Genomic DNA, 25044 nt, shown 5'->3' with positions numbered 1-25044 from the left:
AAGTTGGATTATTTTCCGAGCCACATATTTTCCATCTGTTCAAGTGATCTCCCCTTGGTTTCGGGAACCTTGCGCCATATAAAGACTACGACGAACAACGAGATGGCTCCGAATATCCAGAAGGTATTGGACGGACCAGCTGAACTCAGCAGAGGAGGGAATGCTTGGGAGACCAGATAATCGCCGGCCCATAATGCCATCGAAGCAATGGCGACAGCTTTGCCGCGAATGCGGTTCGGAAAGATCTCCGAGATCATGACCCATACGATTGGCCCAAGCGATATAGCGTAGGAGGCCACGTAGATCAATATCATGATCAGCACGAGCGGTCCGGTAGTTAAACCCATTTTGAATGCGGCTCCAATAATGACCAAGCAGAGGGTCATCAACGAGGTACCGATCATCAGCAGAACTTTTCGTCCCGCTTTGTCGATCAGCCATACGGATACGATGGTAAACAACACATTGATCAACCCGATCCAGATGGTCTGGGTCAAAGAAGCGTCCGTACCGAGCCCCATTCCTTTAAAGATAACCGGCGCATAATACAAAATGGCATTGATGCCGGTAATATGCTGCATAATGGCGAGCATAATACCGATAAAGAGAGCGACCCGAATACCGGGAGCGAACAATTGTTTTAATGAGTCGTTCTCATTTTTGAACGATTCCTTGATATCAAGTACTTCCTGTTTAGCGGCTTCTTCACCGTGAATTTTCAGCAGAATTGGCAGCGCTTCATAAGGCCGATTCTTTTTGATAAGCCATCTCGGGCTTTCGGGTATGAAGAGCATCAGGAGCATAAAGATCAGTCCCGGAACAGCTCCCACACCGAACATCCAGCGCCAGGCTGTTGAGACACCCCAAGCTTCATCTCCCAGGCTGACGATCCACGAATTTTGAAAATAAACCAGGAAAATACCTGTTACGATCGCCAGCTGATTTAAAGCAACCAAACGGCCTCGGTATTTGGCAGGAGCGATCTCCGCATTATATACCGGACAAATGGTGGAAGTGATTCCTATGCCGACGCCGCCGATCATGCGAAAGATAACATACCCGGTGAACGTATCTTGAATTGCAGAGCAGATCGAGCCGACGACGAATAAAAATCCGGCAGCCAGCAATACCTTTTTTCTGCCGATCCTTTCACTCATGTAGCCTGAGAGAGCTGCTCCCGTGATACTCCCTACAATCAGACTCGACACCGCCCAACCAACCTGAAATTCGCTCAGCGAAAAACGCTGCTGTAGGAATTCAACTGCTCCCGAAACTACCGCGATATCAAAACCGAACAGTATGCCTCCAAGCGCGGCTACGATGGATACCAGCGTCACAAACAGCATACTGGGTTTTTCTGATTGAAGCGCTTTCTGTTGAGCGCTTTCATTATGGATGATTACTCCCATATGATCATCTCCCCTCAGATTCCAGAACCTCATTCCGTTCTTCGAGGAGAAGTATAACATGCACCTGTAAAAGAAAGGTCGGTGATCGTCTTCAATAAACGGACCTTTTCATGCACGATTTTGACTTCGATTCCCGAATTGGAGATGAAGGGGCTAAACCTAGCATTACCTTGTCATTCGAGCTTAAAAAAATCCATGTCGATGGTCGACATGGATGAATCTCTGCTATTTTTGGCCTTTGAACTCTGTGGGAGGAACGCCCGTTATCTTCTTAAAGACGCGGCTAAAATAGTTCGGGTCCTTATAACCCACTTCAAAGCTGATTTCCTTCAGAGCAAGGTTGCCCTCCTTGATCAGAGAAATAGCTTTATTAATCCTTAGCCGGGTTACGAAGTCGATGAACGTTTCTCCGTATTCCTGTTTGAAGATTTTGCTGAAGTAGTGGGGATTCAAATGGACGAAATCAGCCACCTCTTCCAACGAAAGTTCATCGTTGAAGCGTTCCTCGATATACATTTTTGCTCTGCCTAGCATAGTCAGTGTTTGAACCTCCCGCTGTTCGCGTATCCGTTGCAGTGCTGACATGACGTACGTCTGCTGAAGCATTCCATTCTCCGCTTTGACGGCAAGCTCAGAGGCGTTTCCAGCCTCTGACGACTTCAGTTCGTCAAAGTGGCAGTAACCTCCATCACGCTTGCGTAGGGTGGAGGCAAAAACGGCTTCGAAATAGGACTTGCGAAGTCCTTCCTCGCCGCTATGCAGTGAGCCGATTCCAATAGCCGTCTTCATGCCAAATTGCTGCTGGGCCAGCTCGGAGAGCTGCTGAACAAGGTGTTTAATCAGTTGGCGCCAGTCGTTTTCGCTGGTGGCAGCTGGCTTTTGTAAAAAAGTGGCTACATGATGGTCAATCAGGGAGCTCACAATGGAATTTGGACCATGTGTTTTTACATAGCTTCGGAAATGATCGTAAATTTTCTTTTTGTCCTGCTCGTCTGCATATCCTTCAAAGGCAGCAATGATGGCGCTTCCCTGATCAAGAGGAAAGTCCAGCCATTCCGACAGTTGGGAAGCGCTCGAATCCACCGTCTGGTCGAGCATAAGCATTAAAGCCAGCTCATTTTCTGCGAGCGGCATCAGCTGTGAGATTTTGTGTCTAAGCTCCAATTCTTCCGTGCGTGCCCGCTTCTCGCATTCAATTTCTTCAATTAGTCGTTTCAGTGTACCGATGATGAGTTCCCGCTTCGCCGGCTTCAGAATATATTCTTTTACACCCAAAGAGAGCGCCTCACGTGCATAAGCAAAATAATCATAGGCGGTGACAAGCACAAAGCGGGTATCGGGAAGACGCTCCTTTAATTCACGAAGCGCTTCAAGTCCATCGATTCCGGGCATATTGATATCCAGAATGGCAATATGGGGACGGTGCTCTTCTGCGCATTCGATCGCCATGCGGCCGTTGTCGGCATGAATAAACCGAAATACCCCGGGCATCGCCCGTTCCACTATCAATTCCAGTCCTTCCCTTTCCAAAGCTTCGTCATCCGCGATCAACAACCGATACATTCGTCTGCTCACTCTCCTTCTTGACTGGGATTCGTATTGTTATGGTAGTACCTAGTCCGGTATGGCTACGGATTTCAACCATTCCTTCCTTTTCGTAGAACAACTGCAGCCGCCTAAACACGTTTTGCATTCCAAGTCCCGTTGAACTGCTGCTTTCAGCTCCGCCTTCAAGACGGAGCACGGACAGTCGGGTTTCTTCTGTCATGCCCTTTCCGTTGTCCGAAATTTCAATTTGCACATCCTCGCCCGCTCTCGACAGCGTCAATGTGATAATGGCCCCGTTTTCCATATCTGCTACACCATGAAGAAAGGCGTTTTCAATAAACGGCTGGATCGTCAAGGCCGGAATTTGCTGCTGAAGTACGGAAGCGTCAAAGTGAAGATCAAAGCGAATTCTGTCCCGGAAGCGCGCCTGCTGGATGGTCACGTATTCGTTTATATGATCCAGTTCCTCCTGGAGCGTTACGGGTTTGTCCAGCTTTTGCAGACTGTACCGTAGTAGATTGGACAACGAAACGATCAGGTCGCTGGTCTTCTCCGCTCCTTCCAAGATCGCCAGTTTGGAGAGCACATTTAAGGTATTGAATAAAAAGTGCGGGTTAATTTGATTTTGCAGAGCCAAAAGCTCTAGCTCCTTCACAAGCCGCCGCATTTCCAGACTCTGTTTATCTTTTTCGATAAGGATGCTCAAATCAGCAGACATTTGCGAAATGGCGTCCGCCAATACGCCTAGCTCGTCATCCCGTCGCGGTTGGGGTTGGGGCTCGATATTCAGATCACCTGTGGCGATTCGCTTCGCCAGTCTGACAAGTCTGCCGACAGGGCCAGTAATGCTGCGCGAGATCCAGATGGCAAGCAAAACACCCATCAGCGCGTTCATGCCGAACAGTGCCACTCCCAATCTGTTCATTTGCTCATTCTTGTTCCGGATGTTCTCGATAATCGGCCGATAATAAGCCAGTTCAGCATCGATCAGTCGCTGGCCCTCCTCATGAATATAGCTGACGGTTTTCTCCGCTTCAATATAATGTTCAAAAGCCGATTGAGGATCTTGTGCCTTTGCATCCAGAACTGCGGCTTGTTTCTGTTCAAGAAATGTGGCTAACAGATTCATGTAGTCCTCCTCGACAAAAGAAGGATCGGTTGAGTCGGAGACTTCCTGGATTCTGCCTTTTAGCTGTTTCAATTGGTATTCTGTCAGGCCCTGCACATCCTTATCGTCTCTTGGATTGAGCAGATAGGCATATAGGAGATTTAAGTTGCCCTCCGCCGATTCGGAGGTTTGCTCGATGAGGAGAATGCGGCCAAGCATTTCATCGTAGCTCTGTTGTACAACCTTTCCACTTTGGAATACGAAATAAGCGATGATATTGGCAAACACAACTAGAAGAGGGATGAACAGAAGCAGCTTCTTTCTGATCGTCATCGCCTGTCATCTCCAGACATGTCATCGGGAGTATCTGCATGCACTTCATAAACTCTGGTATATGTTAATTCCTGAGAATGACTCCCCTTGAGATAATCATTTAGCAATTTTATGGCCTTGGCCCCCATTTCCTCTGGCTGTTGCACAATGGTCAGTTCGATTTTGCGATCTTTAATAGCTTTCAACGTCTCGGCCATATCGTCAAAAGCGAAAATTTGCAAGTTCTGCGCTCCACGCCGTTCTGAAGCCTCCAGAATTCCAAGGCCGTCCAGCGCACTGAATCCGACCATGTAGCGAATCTGTGGATAATGGGTGAGCATGTTCTGAGCTTGCTGGGCTGCCTGAAGCCGTGAAATATTTGAGGAGCGAATCTCCACAATGCGGAGCTTGGGATAGCGGCTGATCACGGAACGAAATCCGGCAAGCCTGAGCCGCTGATTCTCGACGCGCTCGCTGCTGATCATCACTCCAATATCGCCACGCTCCCCAGAGGCCTTCGCCAACAGCATGCCCATCTGTTTTCCTGCTCCTTCGTTATCCGTTCCAACGTAAGCTAGTCTCCGGGAGTCCGGCTCATCCGTATCGATCGTGATGACAGGTATGCCAAGTCCGGCCGCTTTGTCGATTAATCGGCGATACTCCGGATCATTTATCCCTTGAACCAGAATCGCATCCGCCTTGGCGGCGATCGCTTTATCCAGCAGTTTGATCTGCTCGGACGGATTAATGCGGTCGGGTCCGATATAATCGAGCTTCATACCGTACTGCTCCGCTTCCTTTCGGGCTCCTTGTTCAATGGACCGCCAGTAATAATTGTCCAGCTCTTGCGATATCAATACCACTTTTGTATTCGAACTCCTGTCGTTTGGTGAAACCGTCTTCAATTGTTCTGCAAATTGGTGGATTTGAAGAGAAGACAGAGTGAACTGAAAGAGCAGCCAGGCAAATAGCAGGAAGACGGGAATAAGGATAAATGTCCATTTACGGTTTGACATGTCTTGCTCCTTTGGGAATATTTAGAGACACAACTCATTAAAAAATAACATCGCTAAATCAGACTATGCTTTTTAAAGCTGTGAAACAGTCCATCTTCATCCACAGCATCTGTAATGTCATCTGCAATGGCTTTGAGGCCCGGTTTGGCATTTCCCATGGCAATTCCTAGTGCACAATATTCAATCATTTCAGCATCGTTCATTCCGTCTCCGATAGCAATGGTGTCTTCTTGGGATCTTCCCAAATGCTCAATAAGCTTTTCAATAGCTACGGCTTTATGAATACCGGGAACCATTAGCTCACCACTGTCTTGCCCGAAAGCAGATACAGTACATTGAATAACCTCAAATTTCCCTGCGAACTCCTTTTTGATTTGTTCAAAAGGAACATTTTTGTTTTCCAAAAAACATGCTTTGTTCACGTCACTACGGTATAGGTTGGCCTCGCCTATAGTTAGGCCGGTGATAAAAGGATGCGGGCGTTGTTCTTTTTTTTCTCTGGCTACGGGATCATTGTCCTCATCTCCATAGATAAGCCGTTCTACATGGGGCAAAAAGTTTTTACTCGCAAACAACCCCCCGTTCGATTCCAAATAAAAGTCCAAATCATGCTCATCAAAGTAATCGACCATATGTCTAACATCTTCATCCGATACTTTGTGGTGATATAACATCTCACCTTCAATTTCTACAAAGCCACCGCCAGCTCCGATGATCCCGTCAAAACCGATCTCCATGATAGAATCATAAATCTCCGCTTTGGATCGGCCAGTGCATAAATAAATCAGATGTCCGTTTTTTCTCGCTTCGATACATGCTGTTTTTGCAGATTCGGGAATCATACCGTCATCATCCACTAGCGTTCCATCTATATCTAAAAAGATAATCTTTTTGTTCATCTTAGGGCTACTCCTTGCTCTCCAATATTTTCTTTTATGTTACTACATTTATCGCACTTAAAGTACATATTGAACTGAAGAAACATTACACAGAAAGAGAGAGACGGGATGGAACGAAGTGGAAAAGGGCAACCCTCTGCTAACGCGAAAGTTAGGATTTTAGACACTTAAGTGCGAAACTGGTCATGATTTTGATAACGCTTTCCGCAGGCATATTGCTACAATGACGGTATATTACAATTCTAATTACCGGAGGTTGAATGCCGTGTCACTTAAAGTAGCTTTTATTGGAGCAGGAAGCATCGGTTTTACCCGTGGAATTTTGCGGGATCTGTTATCGGTACCGGAGTTTAACAATATTGAAGTGGCTTTTACGGACATCAGTCAGCACAATCTGGATATGGTTACTGAACTGTGTCAACGGGATATTCGTGAGAATGGTTTGTCCATACAAATACAGTCCTCTACGGATCGAAAGGTAGCTCTAAAGGATGCCAAATACGTCATTTGTACAATCCGTGTCGGCGGTCTCGAAGCTTTTGCGACCGATGTAGATATTCCGCTAAAATACGGTGTGGATCAATGCGTGGGCGATACATTATGTGCAGGAGGCATCATGTATGGTCAGCGTGGTATCGCTGAAATGCTGGAGATTTGCAAAGATATCCGCGAGTTAAGTGCACCGGATGTACTGCTGTTGAACTACTCGAACCCCATGGCAATGATGACCTGGGCGTGCAACAAGTACGGCGGCGTGCGTACGGTTGGTCTATGTCATGGCGTCCAGAATGGGCATCACCAAATTGCCGAGGCGTACGGTCTGGAGAAGCAGGATGTGGACATTGTATGCGCCGGAATCAATCACCAAACATGGTATATTCAGGCCTCGCATAAGGGCAAGGATCTGACAGCCGGACTGCTGGAGGCATTTGAACAGCATCCTGAATTTAGCCGCACCGAAAAGGTACGCATCGATATGCTTCGTCGTTTTGGCTATTACAGCACAGAGTCGAATGGTCATCTCAGTGAATATGTGCCTTGGTATCGTAAGCGTCCGAATGAAATTCTGGACTGGATTGACCTGGGCAACTGGATCAACGGAGAAACAGGCGGCTATCTGCGTGTATGTACGGAAGGACGCAACTGGTTTGAAACAGATTTCCCCAACTGGATGAAGGAAGAGCCACTGGAGTACAAGGCAGAGAGTCGCGGTGAAGAGCACGGCTCATACATTATCGAAGGTCTGGAAACAGGACGTGTATACCGGGGACATTTTAATGTTATTAATCATGGGGTAATTTCCAACCTGCCGGACGATGCGATTATTGAAGCCCCTGGATATGTGGATCGGAATGGCATTTCCATGCCGCATGTTGGAGAACTGCCGCTCGGTCCTGCTGCCGTGTGCAATGTTAGTATTTCCGTTCAGCGTTTGGCTGTCGAAGCGGCTGTACATGGAGACGATAAGCTGCTGCGCCAAGCGTTTATGATGGACCCGTTAGTGGGCGCGGTGTGTAATCCAAAAGAAATTTGGCAGATGGTCGATGAGATGCTGGTGGCACAGGAGGCATGGTTGCCGCAATATGGAGCAGCGATTGCCGAGGCGCGCCAACGTTTGGCTGCAGGCGATCTGATTCCGACCCGACCTTATGAGGGAGCAGCGCGGCTTAAGGTGAAGACGGTTGAAGAAATGCAGCTGGACCGGGATGCTGCCAATAAAAATGCAGGACAATCCGACAAAGGCAAGGATCGCGAAAAAGTGCAGAACAGCAAGGCGTAACAGCTACTTGGTACAATTGAAGTAACGCTCATTCTATGGCCTGTTAATAAACAGAGACGGATGGAACAGCAATAAGAGGGTGTTTTCATGACCATAGGTCTGAAACACCCTTTTTGCTGTCGATAGATTTAACGATTTGGCGTAGCTGGTAACCTGAGGTTTATCATTGTCGATTTGGGCTGGCGGAAATTAAAGAATACAGTCTTGTTTTTTATGAATCCACTCTTTTACTGTCGACTCTGAATCTCCTGAGAGCTTGTCATAGCAGGGAAGTTCAACAAGTGATAGAACCGATCTTAGAAAAAGAGGCACCCTGCCGGACCGTCGTTGTGGCAATTCAAATACCTAATTAATAATTGTAGTCCTTAATTTATTCAATTTACAGCAGATTTCCAGCTCACTATAATCTAACATAGGAGGTGACAAGAAGGGGAAAATGTGAGCGCATGAACAAATGGAAAGCGCTTACCTTTCACAACTATGAACGCTACTTTTTCTAGGGAGAGAGTAGGCGTAACACACATTTAATCATATAACAATCAGGTGCCGACATAGGAAGATTCAATAAAATCTACGGAAAGATAGGTGAAGCAATTGAAAACAAAGCAAGTGCTTCGTAAAGGAATGAAGTATGCTTTTGCGCTATCACTCGTCGCAAGCAGCTTTCTACCAGGTGCAGGATTTACGGATAAAATACATGCAGAATCCCATGTCGATAATCCTTACCAAGGAGCGACAAAATACGTTAACCCTGATTATGCGGCTAGTGTCGACACATCGATTGCCAAGGTTACGGATGCGAACCTGAAGGCCAAGATGCAAACGGTCAAAACGTTCCCGACAGCCGTATGGCTTGATCGTATTGCTGCTATTAACGGCGGTGGGGGCAAGCTTGGCTTGGAAGCGCATTTGGACCAAGTATTGGCGCAAAAGAAAGGCAACACACCGATTACGGCGGAATTCATTGTGTATGATCTGCCCGGACGAGATTGTCATGCCTTGGCTTCCAATGGTGAATTGCCGTTGACCCAGGCAGGTCTGGAAACGTACAAAAAGGATTATATTGACAAAATCGCTTCTATTTTTGCGAATCCCAAATATAAGGATATTCGCATCGTAGCGATCATTGAACCGGACAGTTTGCCAAATCTGGTAACCAATCTGGATACTCCCCAATGTGGACAAGCCAAATCTACAGGAATTTATGAGGCTGGCGTTAAATACACAATGAATAAGCTGAACGAGATTCCGAATGTGTACAAATACGTGGATATCGGTCACTCTGGCTGGTTAGGTTGGGATAACAACCGTGCAGCAACGGTATCTCTGTTTACAACTATCTTCAAAGATACTAGCAAAGGTCTGGCCAGTGTGGATGGCTTTATCACGAATACAGCCAATACTTCACCGTTGACAGAACCGAATCTGCCTGATCCCAACCTGAATATTGGCGGGCAGCCGATCAAATCGTCCAAATTCTACGAATGGAATCCTAATTTCGATGAATCGGATTTCGCTGAGTCCTTGCATAGAGATTTTGTCAATGCAGGCTGGCCAAGCTCGCTCGGCATGTTAATTGATACCGGCCGTAATGGATGGGGAGGACCTAACCGTCCGACTTCCGCAGTCGGCAATGATATTAACTCCTATGTAAACTCAGGTCGTGTGGACAAACGTTCGCACCGTGGTAACTGGTGTAATAGCAGCGGAGCAGGGATGGGAACACCGCCACAAACGGCTCCAGCTGGCCATATCGATGCCTATGTCTGGGCGAAACCTCCGGGTGATTCCGATGGTTCCAGCTCACTCATTCCGAACGATGAGGGTAAAGGCTTTGACCGTATGTGTGATCCTACCTATACAACCAAGGATGGCACATTAACAGATGCTTTGCCGAATGCACCTATTTCAGGAGCATGGTTCCATGATCAGTTTGTGATGCTGGTACAAAATGCGTACCCTGCAATCGTGCCTTCCAGTGGTGGTGTGGACCCAGCGCCTACAGCTCCAGCTGTACCTTCAGGCTTAAAGGCTACTGTGGGTAATGCACAAGTAACGCTGACTTGGGATGCGTCTACGGGTGCCGACAGCTACACCGTAAAACGTGCCACTAGCGAAGCAGGTCCTTTTACAGCCGTGGCGCCTCTTGTAACAGCAAGAGAGTACACGGATAAGGGACTGACGAACGGAACAACGTACTTCTATGTTGTAAGTGCTACGAATGCGAAAGGAACAAGTAAGGATTCAGCAACGGTAAGCGCTGAACCAAAAGGTACATCGACAGATCCAACCGACCCTACAGATCCAGCGGGTGATCTGGTGGTAATGTATCGTGCTGGGGACACGGATCCAGCGAATAACGCTGCCAAGCCTTTCTTTAACCTGAAAAATAAAGGTACAACACCCGTGAAGCTGAGCGAGCTGAAAATCCGCTATTACTTCACGAAAGATGGCAGCCAAGAGCTGCAATCTGCGGTAGACTGGGCGCAAGTAGGTAATGATAATGTGCTGCGCACCATTAAAGACAACTATATTGAAATTGGATTCAGTGCGGCAGCCGGCACGCTTGCTGCTGGAGCGCAAACAGGTGATATTCAGATCCGCATGAACAATAGCGACTGGTCTAATCTGAACGAATCCAATGACTATTCCTTCGATCCAACCAAAACATCTTATGCTGAATGGAACAAAGTAACGTTGTTCCACAACGATAAGCTGGTATGGGGAATCGAGCCTTAGGATTTGGCCAGATCATGTGCTCTTGAGTGATTAAAAAGTGGTAAAAAAAGGCTGCGGCATAACTGTCGTAGCCTTTTTTTAACGTCTTCAAATAAAGAATTCGATGACCAAGGGAATAAGCATTCAAATTGTGTATAATGAAAAAAAGAATGCTGTTCTACTGTGGAGGTCATCATGAGCAAAAAGTTAATCTTAGATGTAGATACGGGCATTGACGATGCGCTTGCTATTGCGTACGCGGTCCATTCGCCGGAATTGGAGCTACTTGGTATTTCAACCACCTTTGGCAATATCTCGGTGGAGGAGGCAACACGTAACTCACTGATCCTGCTGGAAAAACTGGGGGTAGAGGCTCCGGTCGTGTCTGGGGCTCACAAGCCGTATGCCCGTGAGCTGTTCAAGCCATATTCCCGTCATATTCATGGTGAAGACGGCATTGGCAACCAGCTAAAAGGAGCGCCGTCCCGTCAGGCAGCGTCTGGAGATGCGGCTGATTTTATCATTGGACAGGCTCGTCGCTATGAAGGCAAGCTTACACTTGTAGCTGTGGGACCGCTCACCAATCTAGCGATTGCTCTGGATCGTTGTCCGGAATTGCCTCAATTACTTGACCGCCTCATTATTATGGGCGGCGCGGTCACGGTGAAAGGGAATGTAACTCCAACGGCAGAAGCCAATATTTATGCCGATCCAGAGGCAGCAGCCTATGTGCTGGGAGCAGGTTTTCCGCTTACGCTCGTTGGGCTGGACGTTACCATGCAAACCCTGCTTCCCCAGCAGGAAGTGGACAAGTGGCGTGAGCAAGGGACTGAGCTTGGTATGTTTATGGCGGATATGACCGACTTTTATATGGAAGCCTACCGCAATTTCAGATCTGGTATTGCAGGCTGTGCATTGCATGATCCACTAGCCGTAGGGTTAGCTATTGACTCCAGTTTTGTGGAGACGCGTCCAATGCACATTGCCGTTGAGGTAGGGGATTCCACCGAGGTTGGTCGCACCCGAGAGATACAAAATGAGACTGAAGCTCAAACGCTGACTACGATTGATGTGGCACTTAAAGTAGACGCTGAGCGATTTTTGCGTCATTTTCTTAGCCGGGTGGTATAAAAAAATAATCTAAAGATTGCCGATGAACCTGCATCGGCAATCTTTTGTGCATACATGTTTTAATGGCTTTCATCTAGAGGAGGGCTCTCCTCAATAAAAATCCCATATCATGTTAGAATAGGTATAGTTAGAAAAACTGCCGGACCACAGAGGAGGAGATTCATTGTGTTTTCTGCTGCTCAACGACTGCCTTTGCTGGAACATATGTATAATCATGCCCCGACAGGAATCGTGATTTTGTCGAGGGAGGGGAAGTGTCTGTATGTCAATCCCGCCTTTTGCAAAATGGTCGGATATGAGCAGGAGGAATTATTGGATATCCGATATTACCATCTCTTGTATAATGAGGCTGAGGATCAGCAAGGGCTGAGGGAGGCCTATGCAGGTTGGCTAAAGGCTACGGATCAAGTCTACAAGACAGAGCTGCGTTTAAAGCATAAACGGGGAACAACTGTCTGGCTATCGCTGGAATTAACAATATTTGATGATGAGGCTACCGAACAATCTTATTTGATTGCGTATGCAATGGATGTCACGGAGAAAAAGGACATGGAGCAGGTGCTTTCGGACAATGAGGATTTGTACATGTTGATTACCGAAAATACGCCGGATGTCATCTCTTACAGCACGGCAGACGGCATACTTCAATATATTTCTCCTTCGGTGGAAAAACTCCTTGGCTATACGAAGCAGGAAATGCTCGGCAAAAAACGGCTTCAATTTTACCATATCGAAGATGCCGATTACATGCGTGTACATGGAATGTTCAAGGAAACAGGCATCATGAAGCGGCGTGTACGTCATAAGGACGGGCATTATTTGTGGCTGGAAGTATCGTACCGTATTATTCGGGATGAACAGGGCAAGATCAAGCGAGTTCTATCCATCGGACGAAATATCACAGAGCGCCAGAAGAGCGAGGAGAACCTGGCAAAAGCTCAACAGTTGGCGATGTTCGGCTCATGGGACTGGGATCTGGTCAACAATGTTATGCACTTTTCCAAGGAATTTCGCAGCATATTTGGCTATCGTGTCAAGCCGGTTGAAACAAGTATTGACGCTTTCATGAAAGCAGTTCATCCCGAAGATACTGAACGGATGAAGCAGATTATCAACAACGTCATCCTAAAGGGAATTCACGAAGAAACCTTTTACCGGATTGTATTGCCCAATGGGGAACAGAAGGTACTGCGTTCGATCTGGGAAGCTGAGATGGACGAGCATGCAGGCAAGCCTGTTCAAGTAGTCGGGATGATACAGGATGTTACAGAGCACCGGGAAATCGAGCAGCGTCTTCGTGAAAGTGAAAACCGTTATAAGTCACTATTTCAGCATAATCCACTCGGGATATGCGCCATGAATATGGAAGGTCATATTTTGAGCGTGAATCCGAGTTTGGAGAAGCTTACGGGTTATACGAGGGATGAGCTGCTTGGAACTGAAATACTTGTAATGGCTTCCTCTGAGGAACAGGACAAAATCAAACGACATATCGAAATGGCCAAGCAGGGGGAGACACAAACCTATGAATCGGAATTCATACATAAGGAGGGGGAGCGTCTATTCATCAAGATGACTAATATCCCGATTTTCGTGCAAGAAGAAATTGTAGGCTGCTACGGGATTATAGAGAATGTTACCCCTCTTAAAAACTACATTGCTCAGATTGAAAAGCTCAGTAACGAGCATTCGCTTATTTTGAATGCAGTATCCGAAGGAATTGTGGGTTTGAATACCGAAGGACATGTCCGCTTTATGAACCCGGCAGCCGTTGAGATGTTCGGCATAGGATCAGCCAACCCGCTGAACGGTTCATGTATAGACGTGATTCGCCATGCTGACGAAATAGGCAGCCATTTTCCGGACGAGCAGGCTTCTATTCTCCAAGCGATTCGCAGCGGCGCTTCTTATCAGGCAGAGGAAGCTGTATTTTGGAAAAAAGACGGGTCCAGTTTTCTGGCCTCTTATCGAATCAGCCCTTTGATGGATAACGGCGAGCGAAAAGGAGCTGTGATGGTTTTTGTAGACAGGACGAATGAAAAGGAGATTATTCGGGCCAAGGAGTCTGCCGAACGCGCCGACCGGGCCAAGTCAGAATTCCTGTCTGTGATGAGTCATGAGCTCCGTACACCGATGAACGGCATTATAGGCATGGCCGGGTTACTGGCAGACACGGAATTAGATGAGGAGCAACGTAGCTATATCGATATTATTACCAGCAGTAGCAACGCTTTAATGCAGATATTGAATGAGATACTGGATTTGAGCAAAATCGAAGCTGGCAAAATGTCGTTGCTGCATGAGTCTTTTGTACTGGAGGATGTGGTTGGCAGTGTAGCTGACCTATTTATGACACAGGCTATGGAAAAAGGCATCCAGCTAGAATGGCATGTAGATCAGGAAATGCCAGGGATGCTGGTCGGTGATCATGTGCGTATCCGACAAATATTGGTGAACTTGGTGAGCAATGCGATCAAATTTACGGAGCGAGGGCATGTAAATATTTTTGTGGAGAGAAAGGCTTACAGCCGCCGTAAAAAGAAATGCCTAATTGAGTTTAGTGTAACTGATACTGGAATCGGCATCCCGGCAGACCGTCAGCATTTGTTGTTTCAGCCTTTTTCCCAGCTTCATCCGGCATTGAACCGGAAATATGGAGGGACAGGCCTAGGCTTGTCCATCTGCAAAAACCTGGTCAAGCTAATGGGAGGTTCCATTGGTGTGGATAGCGACGAGGCCAAAGGAGCAACATTCCGGTTCCAGCTGGATCTTAAACTGCCGGAAGGGCAAACGCTTGCCAATATAAGCCGTGATCAGCCTTATGATTCAAAGGAAGGCTAAAAAGAAATAGCCGTGATGCATCCTGCATCACGGCTATTTTTGTAAGAAATGTCCAAAGAAAAGATTGACAATCTGTTCTAAGTGTACTATTAATGATAGTACACTTAGAACAGTTGAACATGTATAAATGAATTTGAGCCAGTGTTGAAAGGAGGAAGTCCATGTGTTCGAGCTGGATATCCGCAGCCGTAAGCCGATCTACGAACAGCTTATGGAGAAGGTCAAGGAAATGATCATGTACGGATCGCTTCAGCCGGATGAGCAATTGCCTTCTGTACGGGCATTGTCCGCTCAACTTACGGTGAATCCGAATACGATTCAGAAGGCGTATCGCGAGCTGGAACGCGAAGGATATATCTATTCCGTTCAGGGCAAAGGCAGCTTTGTCACGCCTACCCAGCAGCAGCCGCAACAAATGAAGCGGGATGAGATTCGGGTGGCATTGTTAAAACAGATGATCGAAGCTGTCCATTTCGGTTTTACACAGCAGGAAGTGGACGACATATACGTGGAAGCTATGCAAACAAAGGAAAGGGGGATGTCCCTTGATTGAATTAAGGGAAGTCACAAAGACATTTACAGAAGAAAAGGCTGTCGATCAGCTTGCCCTTACGGTAAAGAAGGGCTCCATTTTTGGACTGCTGGGCTCGAACGGGGCAGGGAAAACGACCTTGCTCAAAATCATTGCCGGGATTTACCGACCGGATACGGGCAAGGTGCTAATCGGTGGTCAGCCAGTGTATGAGCAGCCTGAAGTCAAGCAGCACATTCTGTTTTTACCGGATACCCCTTATTTTTTCCCGCAAGCGACAATTCGTCAGATGGCCCGGTTTTACCGCTCCATTTATCCAAGTTGGAGTGAGGAACGCTACACACAGCTTACGGATATTTTCAAGCTGGACCCGAAGCGCAAACTCCACCGTTTTTCCAAAGGGATGAAGCGCCAAGCCGCTTTTTTGCTTGCCTTGAGCTGCATGCCTGAGCTGCTGGTTTTGGATGAACCCATTGATGGTCTGGACCCGGTGATGCGTAGAATGATCAAAAATCTCTTGTTCCAAGAAACCGCTGCACGTGAGATGACCGTCGTGATCTCATCTCATAATTTGCGTGAGATTGAAGACATGTGTGATCATGTCGGCATTATGCACCAAGGTCGGATGCTATTGGAAAAAGAGGTAGACGACCTCAAATCTGATACGCATAAGGTGCAGGTTGCTTTTCGAGACAGCATGCATGAGGAAGCTGTCTGTAGCCAACTTTCGGTCGTACATAAGGAGCGGAGGGGCAGTGTTCTGCTGCTTATTATCCGGGGTGAGCGAGAGCGGATTGCGGAGACGATTGAAGTGTATGAGCCACATGTATTCGATTTGCTACCGCTGACGCTTGAAGAAATTTTCATTTATGAAATGGAGGACGCAGGTTATGACATCCAACCGATTCTTCTGTAGCGGCGGCGTAATTCGCCAATGCCTGAGACAGCATGGCTGGATCGGTCTATTGTACTTGGCAGGATTGCTGTTTACAGTACTGCTGCCATTGTTTATGAGCATTGGTGATGAACAACCGCGAGTGGTTTTAAAAAGCTTATTCGATAGTACAAACTCGGGTAATGAATTGCAAAAATTGATTTTAATGACTGTACCGGTGCTGGCAGGTGTGATGCTGCTTCGTTTTGTTCAGCGACAGGGGCCATCCGATTTGTATCACAGCCTACCTTTGCGTAGAGAGCATCTATTAACGTCACATTTAATTAGCGGTCTTATTCTTTTACTTGTACCTGTATGGCTGACTGCGGGAGTAACTGCTTGGGTTAACACGTCAGTCGAACTGCCTTATATTTTTCAAATTAATGATGTTGGATCGTGGGCTTTGGTCGTGTCCGTCCTTACGATTTTCTTGTTTACTTTTACTGTGTTTGTAGGGATTTGTGTGGGACAATCGTTGCTACAGACCGTAGTAGTGTATGTTTTGCTGCTATTGCCTCAGTTTCTATTCATGATGATAGGGCGTTTTCTGGAACGTAATTTATACGGATATGTGCGGGTGCGAGAAACCGTTGTTCAATATATTAACGGTTCGGAGTTTCGCAGCAATAATAATATTTGGGAAAACTTATCGCCGTTTGTACGCATAATGGACAGCTTGCCGCAGCGCGCCTTTTCTTACATGGAGCTGCTTGCCTATATAGGTATCTCCCTGCTGTTTGTCGCCTTGAGTTATGGTTTGTATCGTAAACGCTTGGTCGAGAAGGCGACTCAGGCCATAGCGTTCTCTTTCTTTCAACCTTTGTTCAAAGCAGGGGTTATACTATGCGCTATGCTTGTACTAGGCGATTATTTTTATAATGCAGGTACAAGAGGAGCTAATTGGTCGATTTTTGGGTATGCACTTGGAGCTATTTTAGGCTATATCGTTGTAGAGATGGTCGTCCGCAAGACGTGGCAAATTGTGCGTGTTCGTGCTTTGGTGGAAATGGTCGTTTACGGTGTGATCATGGGGCTAGTACTATATATCCCGATTTCAGGTTGGTTGGGTTATGAGGGAAGGATTCCAACAGCACACTCCGTAGAAAAAGTTTATGTGGGGCAAGAGGAGCCTCTAGGGGGAGATGCAGAAAAAGAAGCGTATTACTCCCAAGACAGGGCCTATATCGCCTCTGTACTGAATTTACATCGAGAACTCGTACGTGCACATGCAGCTGGCGAGAAAATGTTGTCCAAAAACCTGGCCGTCGAATCGGCATTCATAGTCTACCGTTTGGATGATGGTTCCACCATGACTCGCCGCTATACATTCCCGGAGAAGCCTTTTCGGACAGAACTGACTAAAGTGATGGAAGCAGAGCCTTATAAAACGGTAAGATACAGGCTGGATAAGCTGCAAGGAAAAGCAGAGACGATTAATATCCAATCCGTAGATGATAGTGAAAGACGAGTGGTTTTAACCAATCCAAAAGAAACTCGTGAATTTGAAGATATACTCAGAGAAGAAGTATTAAATATGAGCTATAGCGAGATGCAATCAGAGAAATATCCATTGGGGAGTGTTTCTATTACAAATAAAGAGTCATCCTCTACCAATAACGAACCGAGCTGGCATCGTGAATTTTCATTTGAATGGCCGGCTTCCTATCACAAGCTTACAGGTTGGCTAGAGCAAAAGGGGTATGCGGATAAGGTGATCATTGATTCCAAGGATATTTTTTCGATACGGGCTGTTCCTATTATTGCTGAAGAGCTTGAACCTTATCAATCCAATCAGTATATTGAAGACTATAAGCTATTTAAAAGCATCCAACAGAAGCATAAAGCAATAACGATTGAAGATCCGAAGCTCTGGAGCACTGTACTGGAAAAGCGCAGACCCTATAGCTATACTCCAAATATGGCGAAAGGCACTTATCTGGTTCAGGTCAAGATCAAACCTTTATTTAGTTCAGACCCCCATACACGCTATTGCTATTTTACTCCGAACGATATGACACCGGAGCTTGCGAAGGCATTACCGACAGTTCCTTAAGTGGGACAGCATCTGGTTTGGATGGCATATGGACGGAGGTAGATGAACATGGGATGGTTGGGACACGACATATAACAACCTGATCGACGGGCAAGAGCTCCTCCACATTAGAACTGATATAAATAGAGACCAAAGCGTGTACAGTTCAATAGTGGAGGAGCAAAAAATATGAAGTATACAGAAGATTGTGAATTTCTACAGTTGTTGGAGCATCATAAACAGTCGTTTTCCGGATGGGATTTTTCATTCATCTCGGATACGGGACGAGTGGCGAGCGAGCCTTTGGACTGGTCTTATGCCAGCAAGGCTTTGGCGTTGATCCATTCCACCAAGGCGATGCTGGATATGGGAACAGGCGGGGGAGAGCTCTTGTCGCAGTTTCGCCCTTTTCCAGAGATCATATGTGCGACAGAGGCATATGCACCGAACATACCTATTGCCAAGCAAAGATTGGAGCCGCTGGGTGTGCACGTGATGGCTATACATGATGACGATTCCCTTCCGTTTGGCGATGCCGGGTTCGATCTTGTGCTGAACAAGCATGAGTCATTTTCGCCAGCGGAAGTGCGCCGTATTTTGCGTCCTGGAGGTACGTTTTTGACTCAACAGGCGGGAGGCCTGGATTGTGCAGGCCTTAACGCTCGCTTGGGAGCACCTGAATACGAGTATGCGGACTGGACCCTTTCTCAAGCACTTGCAGGTTTGAAAAGCAATGGCTTCGAAATTTTAGAGCAGCAGGAACAGTTTCCGATACAGCGATTTTACGATATTGGAGCGATTGTCTATTACTTAAAAGTCATTGAATGGCAGATTGCAGACTTCCAGCCAGAGAAATATATAGAACAGCTGTATGGTCTGTATTTGGACATTAAACGTGATGGGTATTGGGACGTGAAGCAGCATCGTTTTTTGATCCATGCCAGAGCGATATAGAGAAGATTCGATACCAAAGAGGCCTTTCCTGTAGGGGAGGCCTTTTTGCCATGTTTACCATCCTTTCGTATACTAATCTTTACCATAATTGTACAATGAAGAAGCAATGGCTTACAGTCTCATTTCATTCATTAGTTATAGGGGGATGTACATGTCTGATCCAAAGGGAGTTATAACCAAGCCGGAAAAGGATGAGTCTGTTCGGACAGCATGGTTTTGGCCATGGTTGGGCGGTACGTTTATGTTTGGATTGTTTTCAGTCATGTTTAATGTAGTTTGGAGTATGGTTGTGGCACCCCAAGTGCAGCTTCTGCTGAGGCATGAAGGTGTAACGGATACAACTGTGATTGTAATACTGCTTCTATATGCATGGATTATCGGTCTCATCTTTGCAGCTTATGGTGCCTTGAGTGCGCGTATGTCCAGCATGGGCAAGCTTTCGCTGATGCTGACCGGGCTATTATCATTATTATGTGGGCTGTGGTTGTGGATTGTAGGAATACAAGGGTCAGGTGGTCAACCTGCTGAAGTGTCGGGAGGGGCGTGGGGGCTCTTTTCACTCTATCATGCTTGGGCGGAGCCTGTGTTAGAGGTATTGGGCCCATATACACAGCATGGTGAATTCTGGTTTCTACTGGCTGCACTGCTGCCGATAGTTGGCATGGTAGTAGGAGTTGGGGTGAATCGTTATCCAGCGCTAACCGACAAGAATGGTAAGGTGGATCATAGATGGCAATGGGTTGTTGCCGCGATATCTGCTGCGCTCATCATTGTACTGACGATTACGCTCATGCTTCCTCAACGTCCGTACATTGCTGAAAGGGATTTCCCGGTAGTAGATGGAGCTACAGCGGCCATTCCATTCGCGCAGGATATGCTGCATGAATTGACCGGAATGAGCAAGGTTCGTGCGGCTCACGAACTGAGATTCAACACAACACATCAGGCTTATGTCAATCTGATTGAGAAGAAGGCGGATCTGATACTGGTGGCGGGTCCATCCGATGAGGAATTGCGCCTGGCAAAAAGTCGGGGAATTCAAATGAAGCTTACACCCATTGGGTGGGATGCTTTTATTTTTCTCGTTCATAAAGGCAATCCGGTTAACGGACTTTCTTCGGAGCAGGTACGCAGCATATATGAAGGATCTATTCGTAACTGGAGTGAAGTAGGGGGAAAGAATCAGCCGATCGTTGCTTATCAGCGGGAGGAAAATTCAGGAAGTCAAACATATATGCAGAAGAAAGTGATGAAAGGTCATGACATGGCTGAACCACCTCGGGAACTCCGAATTGGTATAATGGGTGAAATGATTAATGCAGTTGCTGATTTTAACAAGGATCACAATGCGCTCGGTTATTCATTTTATTATTTCGCAAATGTGATGCATAATCGTCAAGAGGTCAAATTTTTATCTATTGATGGAGTGGAGCCCGACAAAGAGCACATTCGTTCGAAACAATATCCATTCACAGCCCAACTGTTTGTAGTTACACGCGAAGGTGAGAAACCACGTGCTTCGATGCAACGATTACTTGAATGGCTGCAAAGCGAAGTAGGAACTCGGGCTATTGAAAAAGGCGGCTTTGTTCCTGTAAACTCGTAATTCTATAACGATTCGCATACAGGATTCGCATGCAGTCAGTATCGTATATTCACCGCAAGAGTAAAACCAATACAGCAGAGTAATACATAGAATATGCTTTGCTGTGAGTACCATACCCGCGCAGCAAGTATATCAACAACATAAGGGGATGAACAAAATGAAGAAAAAAACATCGGTTTGGGTGCTTTTGCTCGCCGTAGCCCTAGTAGCAGCGGGGTGTGAATCAAATTCACAAACAGGACAAACGGCTCAGAAAAAACCAAAGGATTCTGCAGCGTCACAAGTCAATGGTTCGGGAGCCACTGTGGATACACCGGAACAGCAGACTACTTCTGACGGTAAAAATAGCACATCTCCGTCCAGCACTGGCAAAGCAGTGGAGACAGGAGGGCAAGCAACGACAGATGCTAGTATAGCGAAGGTCCGCATGGACAATATTACCGCGCTGCGATTAATCGACGGCCAATCCGGCTGGATCGGCGGTAATGGATGGATTGCCCGAACAGATGCGGCTCCATCCGGTTCAGTCGGTTCAGCTTGGAATGTGCAGTATCAAGGCAAAGGTACGGTTCAACAGATTTTTGCCTTGAATGGACAGCAGGCCTGGGCTGTTATGGAAGATAGCGGTTCACTGCTGGCAACTCTCGATGGCGGCAAGCGTTGGGAAGCTGTCGGGACTGTGCCTGAGCAAGGACAAGCGGGCTTTTTACACTTTGTATCATCCAAGGAAGGATTCAGTGGCAATCAATATACCAAAGATGGTGGACAAAGCTGGTCTCCGCTCCCCGTACCTAGCCACATAGTAGGACAGCCATATTATCATGATCGGCAAAACGGCTGGGCGGTAACTCAGAGCACAGAACGCTCATTCCAGATTTTACACACCGTTAACGGGGGCCAAAATTGGACCCCTGTCATGTCACGGACAACCGAGGGGCCTCTGAACGGAGTAACTATTCGTTCGGTAGAACGGGGCAACGCATGGATTGAGCTGGTTGGAGACACGGGGATGAATCAGACGTCGTATTCGCTTTGGCATACGGCTGATAGTGGACAAAGCTGGCGCACTGTACTGGCAAATTCCACCGCTGGTGGCGGTCCGGCACCGGGTATTGGCCAGCAAGACAATCAGGTTCCCAAAAATGAAGGGACGGCACCAGGCATGCTCTATGCAGTTAACAGCAGTACCGCATTGATGGGAGGCTATTGTGCACCGTGCGACAAGCCTAATACGATTGGTTGGACAACTGACGGTGGCAAGACGTGGAACAATGGCAAGCAAGGCTTTGAGGGGTATGGCAATCAGCAAATCGGGATGGCCAATGCCAAGGAAGGCTGGGCTATTTTCTCGGATTCAGAGCAGGCCCCGATCCTATATACCACCTCGGATGGCGGTCAGCACTGGACGCAGAGTCATGTATTTGACAAACCTGTGACACCAGGCTCCTAAGGAGGGAACGTAGTTGAGTCAACATAAGAAAAGTGCGATTACATGGACGGACGGTCGTGAAGTACCACTCATCGGGCAGGGGACGTGGAATATGGGCGAAAAAGCCTCACTTCGGCAGGAGGAGGTGCGTGCGCTTCAACTTGGCTTCGAGCTGGGTATGACGCTGGTGGACACGGCTGAAATGTATGCGGAGGGCGGCGCAGAAGAGATCGTCGGGGAAGCCATTCGGGGCCGCCGGGATAATGTGTATCTCGTCAGCAAAGCCTACCCTCATCATGCGGACCGTCAAGGATTGGCTCAAGCCTGCGAAGCGAGCCTAACCCGAATGGGAACCGAATACGTGGATATGTATCTGCTGCATTGGCGCGGAAATATTCCACTGCAAGAAACAATACAAGGCATGGAAAAACTGCGTGAGCAAGGCAAAATCCGTAGCTGGGGCGTGTCCAATCTGGACAAGTCCGATATGGAGGAGCTATGGAGCCTGAGTAATGGCGAAGCCTGTGCTGTCAACCAAGTGCTGTATCACGCGGCTTCGCGAGGTATCGAATATGATCTGCTTCCTTGGAGCCGTACGCATGGAGTACCTGTAATGGCCTATTGCCCGATTGCTCAAGGGGGACGCCTGCGTCGAGGACTGCTGGACCATCCTGTTATGGTAGACATTGCTGCCAGCCACGGAGTAACTCCATCGCAAATCGCACTCGCATGGGTCATACGGGACGGTGATGTATGGGCAATTCCCAAGGCGGTACAAGAATCGCATATACGAGAAAATGCAGCGGCGGCGAGCATTCAGCTCACCCCTGAACAACTTCAACAAATAGACGAAGCTTTTCCTCCACCAACGAGGAAGCAGCCGCTGGATATGGTTTGAGGAAGGAGGGGCCCGATGACAGAACCAGAGACAGAACTACACGAGGTAGATGATCATCTCGACTATGGATTATCCGTTGTATTTATCGGCTTTAATCCCAGCTTGAAATCAGGAGAGGTAGGACATCATTACGCTAATCCGCGCAACCGCTTTTGGCGCATACTGGAGGGGGCCGGCTTGACGCCTCGCTTATACGATCCATCGGAAGATCGGGAGCTGTTGAAACTGGGTTTCGGTTTTACAAACATTGTTTCCCGTCCCACCAGGGGAGTGGAGGACATTACCCGTGAGGAATACGCTGAAGGACGTCTGAAGCTGCATGCAAAGCTAATGGAATACCGCCCGAAGGTCGCTTGCTTTGTCGGCAAAGGCGTGTACACCGAATATAGTAAAAAATCCAAAGCGGATTGGGGATTCCAGCCTGAACCGCTAATCCCCGAAATGCATGAATTTGTGGCACCTTCGTCTAGTGGACTGGTGCGCATGTCGTTGGAAGAAATCACGGATATTTATCGCCGTCTCCAAATGTTCCTTTCGTCAGAAGCCGTCTAAATGCGGTTAAATATGTTAGATGTAGTTAGCATACAAAGAACCATACACTTCAATCCCTACTGGGAAAAGTGTATGGTTCTTTGTGCTGCTTTTTTCTATTGTAAGGTTTTGGCCTGCCATGCCTGTTCCACAGGAACATAAGGATACCCCAGATCACGGGCGACTGCTTCGTAGGTGATATGTCCATTCAGGACATTGGCACCGCTAAGCAGCGGCTTGCTTCTGCGAAGCGCCTCTTGCACACCAAGATCTGCAAGTTGGAGAGCAAAGGGGAGCGTTGCGTTGGTCAGAGCGAGCGTAGAGGTTTGCGGTACCGCGCCTGGCATGTTCGCCACTGCATAGTGAATGACGCCATGCTTTACATAGGTTGGCTGATCATGTGTCGTGATGTGGTCAATCGTCTCAACAATGCCACCTTGGTCAATGGCGACATCGACGATGACTGAACCGGGTTGCATCGTCTGCACCATGGCCTCTGTGACAAGCCGCGGGGCTTTGGCACCGGTAATCAGGACAGCACCGATCAGCAAATCACTTTGCGCCACGGCTTCAGCAATGTTGGAGGGGGTGGACACCAGCGTATGGAGCTGATTGCCAAAAATATCGTCCAGTTGGCGCAATCTTGGCAGGCTCAGATCGATTAGTGTCACATCTGCCCCGAGACCGATAGCGACCTTGGCAGCATTGGTGCCGACCACCCCTCCCCCAATAATAGTCACTTTACCGCGTTTGACCCCCGGCACACCTGCCAGTAGGATGCCTTTACCGCCTTTTGGTTTTTCCAACAGCTGTGCTCCGATTTGTACAGCCATTCGACCTGCAACCTCGCTCATGGGGGTAAGTAGCGGCAGGCTTCCTTCCACATCTAGCGTCTCATAGGAAATGGCGGCTACGCCGTTGTCTGTTAAAGCCCGAGCCAGTGCGGGCTCGGCAGCCAGATGCAGATAGGTGAACAAAATCAAACCTGGCCGAAAATACCCGTATTCAGAGGGGAGCGGCTCTTTTACTTTGATAATCAGATCCGCCTGGGACCACACATCTGCGGCTTGCTGTACAAGGGTTGCACCCGCAGTGGCATAATCTCCGTCTGTAAAGCCGCTTTCAACCCCTGCATGGCTTTCTACAAACACTTGATGTCCGTGTTGAATCATTTGAGCAGCACCCGCAGGTGTCAGAGCGACACGATTTTCATTGTTTTTAATCTCTTTCGGAATCCCAATTCTCATTCGTCTCACCTCTCCTAAAAATAATTGTTATCCAACGGCAAATGATTGTTCTAGGGCAGCTACGCTGCAGAATCAATGTTTGTTGATCGTGTTATCCAACAGCCAAGCATTGTTCTAGG

General features: G+C 47.5%; 18 protein-coding genes. 12 read left to right on the top strand and 6 right to left on the bottom strand.

All coding sequences use genetic code 11. From position 1 onward, the window contains the following. Nucleotides 1–8: 8 nt before the first annotated feature. The 5 genes from BN1546_RS06140 to BN1546_RS06120 all read right to left on the bottom strand — a co-directional run bounded on the left by BN1546_RS06140 (nt 9) and on the right by BN1546_RS06120 (nt 6292). The gene (locus BN1546_RS06140) at nt 9–1409 is read right to left on the bottom strand and encodes a sugar porter family MFS transporter (protein WP_025675784.1); all 1401 of its coding nucleotides are present in this window, start codon (nt 1407–1409) and stop codon (nt 9–11) included. A 225-nt stretch (nt 1410–1634) separates the two neighbouring features. Continuing rightward, the gene (locus BN1546_RS06135; RefSeq protein ID WP_090736540.1) at nt 1635–2972 is read right to left on the bottom strand and encodes a response regulator; all 1338 of its coding nucleotides are present in this window, start codon (nt 2970–2972) and stop codon (nt 1635–1637) included. Next, entirely contained in the window at nt 2947–4398 is a 1452-nt protein-coding gene (locus tag BN1546_RS06130; RefSeq protein WP_090736537.1) for a sensor histidine kinase, read from the bottom strand. The genes BN1546_RS06135 and BN1546_RS06130 overlap by 26 nt, the downstream gene beginning before the upstream one ends. Next, nucleotides 4395–5393 (bottom strand): substrate-binding domain-containing protein, encoded by a 999-nt coding sequence (locus tag BN1546_RS06125; RefSeq protein ID WP_090736534.1) that lies wholly within the window; start codon nt 5391–5393, stop codon nt 4395–4397. Before BN1546_RS06125 ends, BN1546_RS06130 begins: the two co-directional genes overlap by 4 nt. Before the next feature lie 53 nt (nt 5394–5446). Then, on the bottom strand, nt 5447–6292 hold the full coding sequence (locus BN1546_RS06120; RefSeq protein ID WP_090736531.1) for a Cof-type HAD-IIB family hydrolase: 846 nt from the start codon (nt 6290–6292) through the stop codon (nt 5447–5449). 265 nt (nt 6293–6557) lie between these two features. Between BN1546_RS06120 and BN1546_RS06115 the strand changes: the two genes are divergently transcribed. The 12 genes from BN1546_RS06115 (at nt 6558) to BN1546_RS06060 (ending at nt 23699) form a co-directional block, all read left to right on the top strand. Continuing rightward, nucleotides 6558–8072 (top strand): alpha-glucosidase/alpha-galactosidase, encoded by a 1515-nt coding sequence (locus BN1546_RS06115; protein ID WP_090736529.1) that lies wholly within the window; start codon nt 6558–6560, stop codon nt 8070–8072. 585 nt (nt 8073–8657) lie between these two features. Then, nucleotides 8658–10811: a glycoside hydrolase family 6 protein gene (locus BN1546_RS06110; protein ID WP_090736526.1), complete on the top strand. Its 2154-nt coding sequence runs from the start codon at nt 8658–8660 to the stop codon at nt 10809–10811. Nucleotides 10812–10985: 174 nt separating this feature from the next. After that, nucleotides 10986–11921, top strand: coding sequence for a nucleoside hydrolase (locus tag BN1546_RS06105; protein ID WP_090736523.1), 936 nt, complete (start codon nt 10986–10988; stop codon nt 11919–11921). Nucleotides 11922–12086: 165 nt separating this feature from the next. After that, nucleotides 12087–14762: a PAS domain S-box protein gene (locus BN1546_RS06100; protein ID WP_090736520.1), complete on the top strand. Its 2676-nt coding sequence runs from the start codon at nt 12087–12089 to the stop codon at nt 14760–14762. A 163-nt stretch (nt 14763–14925) separates the two neighbouring features. Continuing rightward, entirely contained in the window at nt 14926–15315 is a 390-nt protein-coding gene (locus BN1546_RS06095; protein ID WP_029516087.1) for a GntR family transcriptional regulator, read from the top strand. Beyond that, the gene (locus BN1546_RS06090) at nt 15308–16210 is read left to right on the top strand and encodes an ABC transporter ATP-binding protein (RefSeq protein WP_013369686.1); all 903 of its coding nucleotides are present in this window, start codon (nt 15308–15310) and stop codon (nt 16208–16210) included. The genes BN1546_RS06095 and BN1546_RS06090 overlap by 8 nt, the downstream gene beginning before the upstream one ends. Then, nucleotides 16185–18281, top strand: a complete 2097-nt coding sequence (locus BN1546_RS06085; RefSeq protein WP_090736518.1) for a DUF6449 domain-containing protein — start codon at nt 16185–16187, stop codon at nt 18279–18281. The genes BN1546_RS06090 and BN1546_RS06085 overlap by 26 nt, the downstream gene beginning before the upstream one ends. 168 nt (nt 18282–18449) lie before the next feature. Then, the gene (locus tag BN1546_RS06080) at nt 18450–19214 is read left to right on the top strand and encodes a class I SAM-dependent methyltransferase (protein WP_090736515.1); all 765 of its coding nucleotides are present in this window, start codon (nt 18450–18452) and stop codon (nt 19212–19214) included. Between the two features lie 151 nt (nt 19215–19365). Then, on the top strand, nt 19366–20820 hold the full coding sequence (locus tag BN1546_RS06075; RefSeq protein WP_040101986.1) for a PstS family phosphate ABC transporter substrate-binding protein: 1455 nt from the start codon (nt 19366–19368) through the stop codon (nt 20818–20820). Between the two features lie 157 nt (nt 20821–20977). After that, entirely contained in the window at nt 20978–22270 is a 1293-nt protein-coding gene (locus BN1546_RS06070; RefSeq protein WP_090736512.1) for a WD40/YVTN/BNR-like repeat-containing protein, read from the top strand. A 13-nt stretch (nt 22271–22283) separates the two neighbouring features. Next, nucleotides 22284–23147 carry an aldo/keto reductase gene (locus tag BN1546_RS06065; protein ID WP_040101984.1) on the top strand — a complete coding sequence of 288 codons (864 nt, stop codon included), beginning with the start codon at nt 22284–22286 and terminating at the stop codon, nt 23145–23147. 15 nt (nt 23148–23162) lie between these two features. Continuing rightward, nucleotides 23163–23699: a mismatch-specific DNA-glycosylase gene (locus BN1546_RS06060; RefSeq protein ID WP_040101983.1), complete on the top strand. Its 537-nt coding sequence runs from the start codon at nt 23163–23165 to the stop codon at nt 23697–23699. Between the two features lie 95 nt (nt 23700–23794). Here BN1546_RS06060 and ald read toward each other — a convergent pair whose 3' ends face one another. Continuing rightward, complete coding sequence (gene ald / locus BN1546_RS06055) at nt 23795–24925, bottom strand: alanine dehydrogenase (RefSeq protein WP_090736510.1); 1131 nt, start codon at nt 24923–24925, stop codon at nt 23795–23797. Between the last annotated feature and the right edge of the window lie 119 nt (nt 24926–25044).

The sequence above is a fragment of the Paenibacillus sp. Mc5Re-14 genome (genome assembly GCF_001049835.1).
GTDB lineage: Bacteria > Bacillota > Bacilli > Paenibacillales > Paenibacillaceae > Paenibacillus > Paenibacillus polymyxa_C.
The sequence above is the reverse complement of the archived record's forward strand: the minus strand, read 5'-3'. Positions and strand labels throughout refer to the sequence as shown.

Coding starts and splice junctions, on each gene's coding strand:
- BN1546_RS06060 (WP_040101983.1), top strand. CDS start 23,163: ATGACAGAACCAGAGACAGAACTACACGAGGTAGATGATCATCTCGAC.
- BN1546_RS06125 (WP_090736534.1), bottom strand. CDS start 5,393: ATGTCAAACCGTAAATGGACATTTATCCTTATTCCCGTCTTCCTGCTA.
- BN1546_RS06135 (WP_090736540.1), bottom strand. CDS start 2,972: ATGTATCGGTTGTTGATCGCGGATGACGAAGCTTTGGAAAGGGAAGGA.
- BN1546_RS06105 (WP_090736523.1), top strand. CDS start 10,986: ATGAGCAAAAAGTTAATCTTAGATGTAGATACGGGCATTGACGATGCG.
- BN1546_RS06075 (WP_040101986.1), top strand. CDS start 19,366: ATGTCTGATCCAAAGGGAGTTATAACCAAGCCGGAAAAGGATGAGTCT.
- BN1546_RS06070 (WP_090736512.1), top strand. CDS start 20,978: ATGAAGAAAAAAACATCGGTTTGGGTGCTTTTGCTCGCCGTAGCCCTA.
- BN1546_RS06080 (WP_090736515.1), top strand. CDS start 18,450: ATGAAGTATACAGAAGATTGTGAATTTCTACAGTTGTTGGAGCATCAT.
- BN1546_RS06130 (WP_090736537.1), bottom strand. CDS start 4,398: ATGACGATCAGAAAGAAGCTGCTTCTGTTCATCCCTCTTCTAGTTGTG.
- BN1546_RS06120 (WP_090736531.1), bottom strand. CDS start 6,292: ATGAACAAAAAGATTATCTTTTTAGATATAGATGGAACGCTAGTGGAT.
- BN1546_RS06085 (WP_090736518.1), top strand. CDS start 16,185: ATGACATCCAACCGATTCTTCTGTAGCGGCGGCGTAATTCGCCAATGC.
- ald (WP_090736510.1), bottom strand. CDS start 24,925: ATGAGAATTGGGATTCCGAAAGAGATTAAAAACAATGAAAATCGTGTC.
- BN1546_RS06140 (WP_025675784.1), bottom strand. CDS start 1,409: ATGGGAGTAATCATCCATAATGAAAGCGCTCAACAGAAAGCGCTTCAA.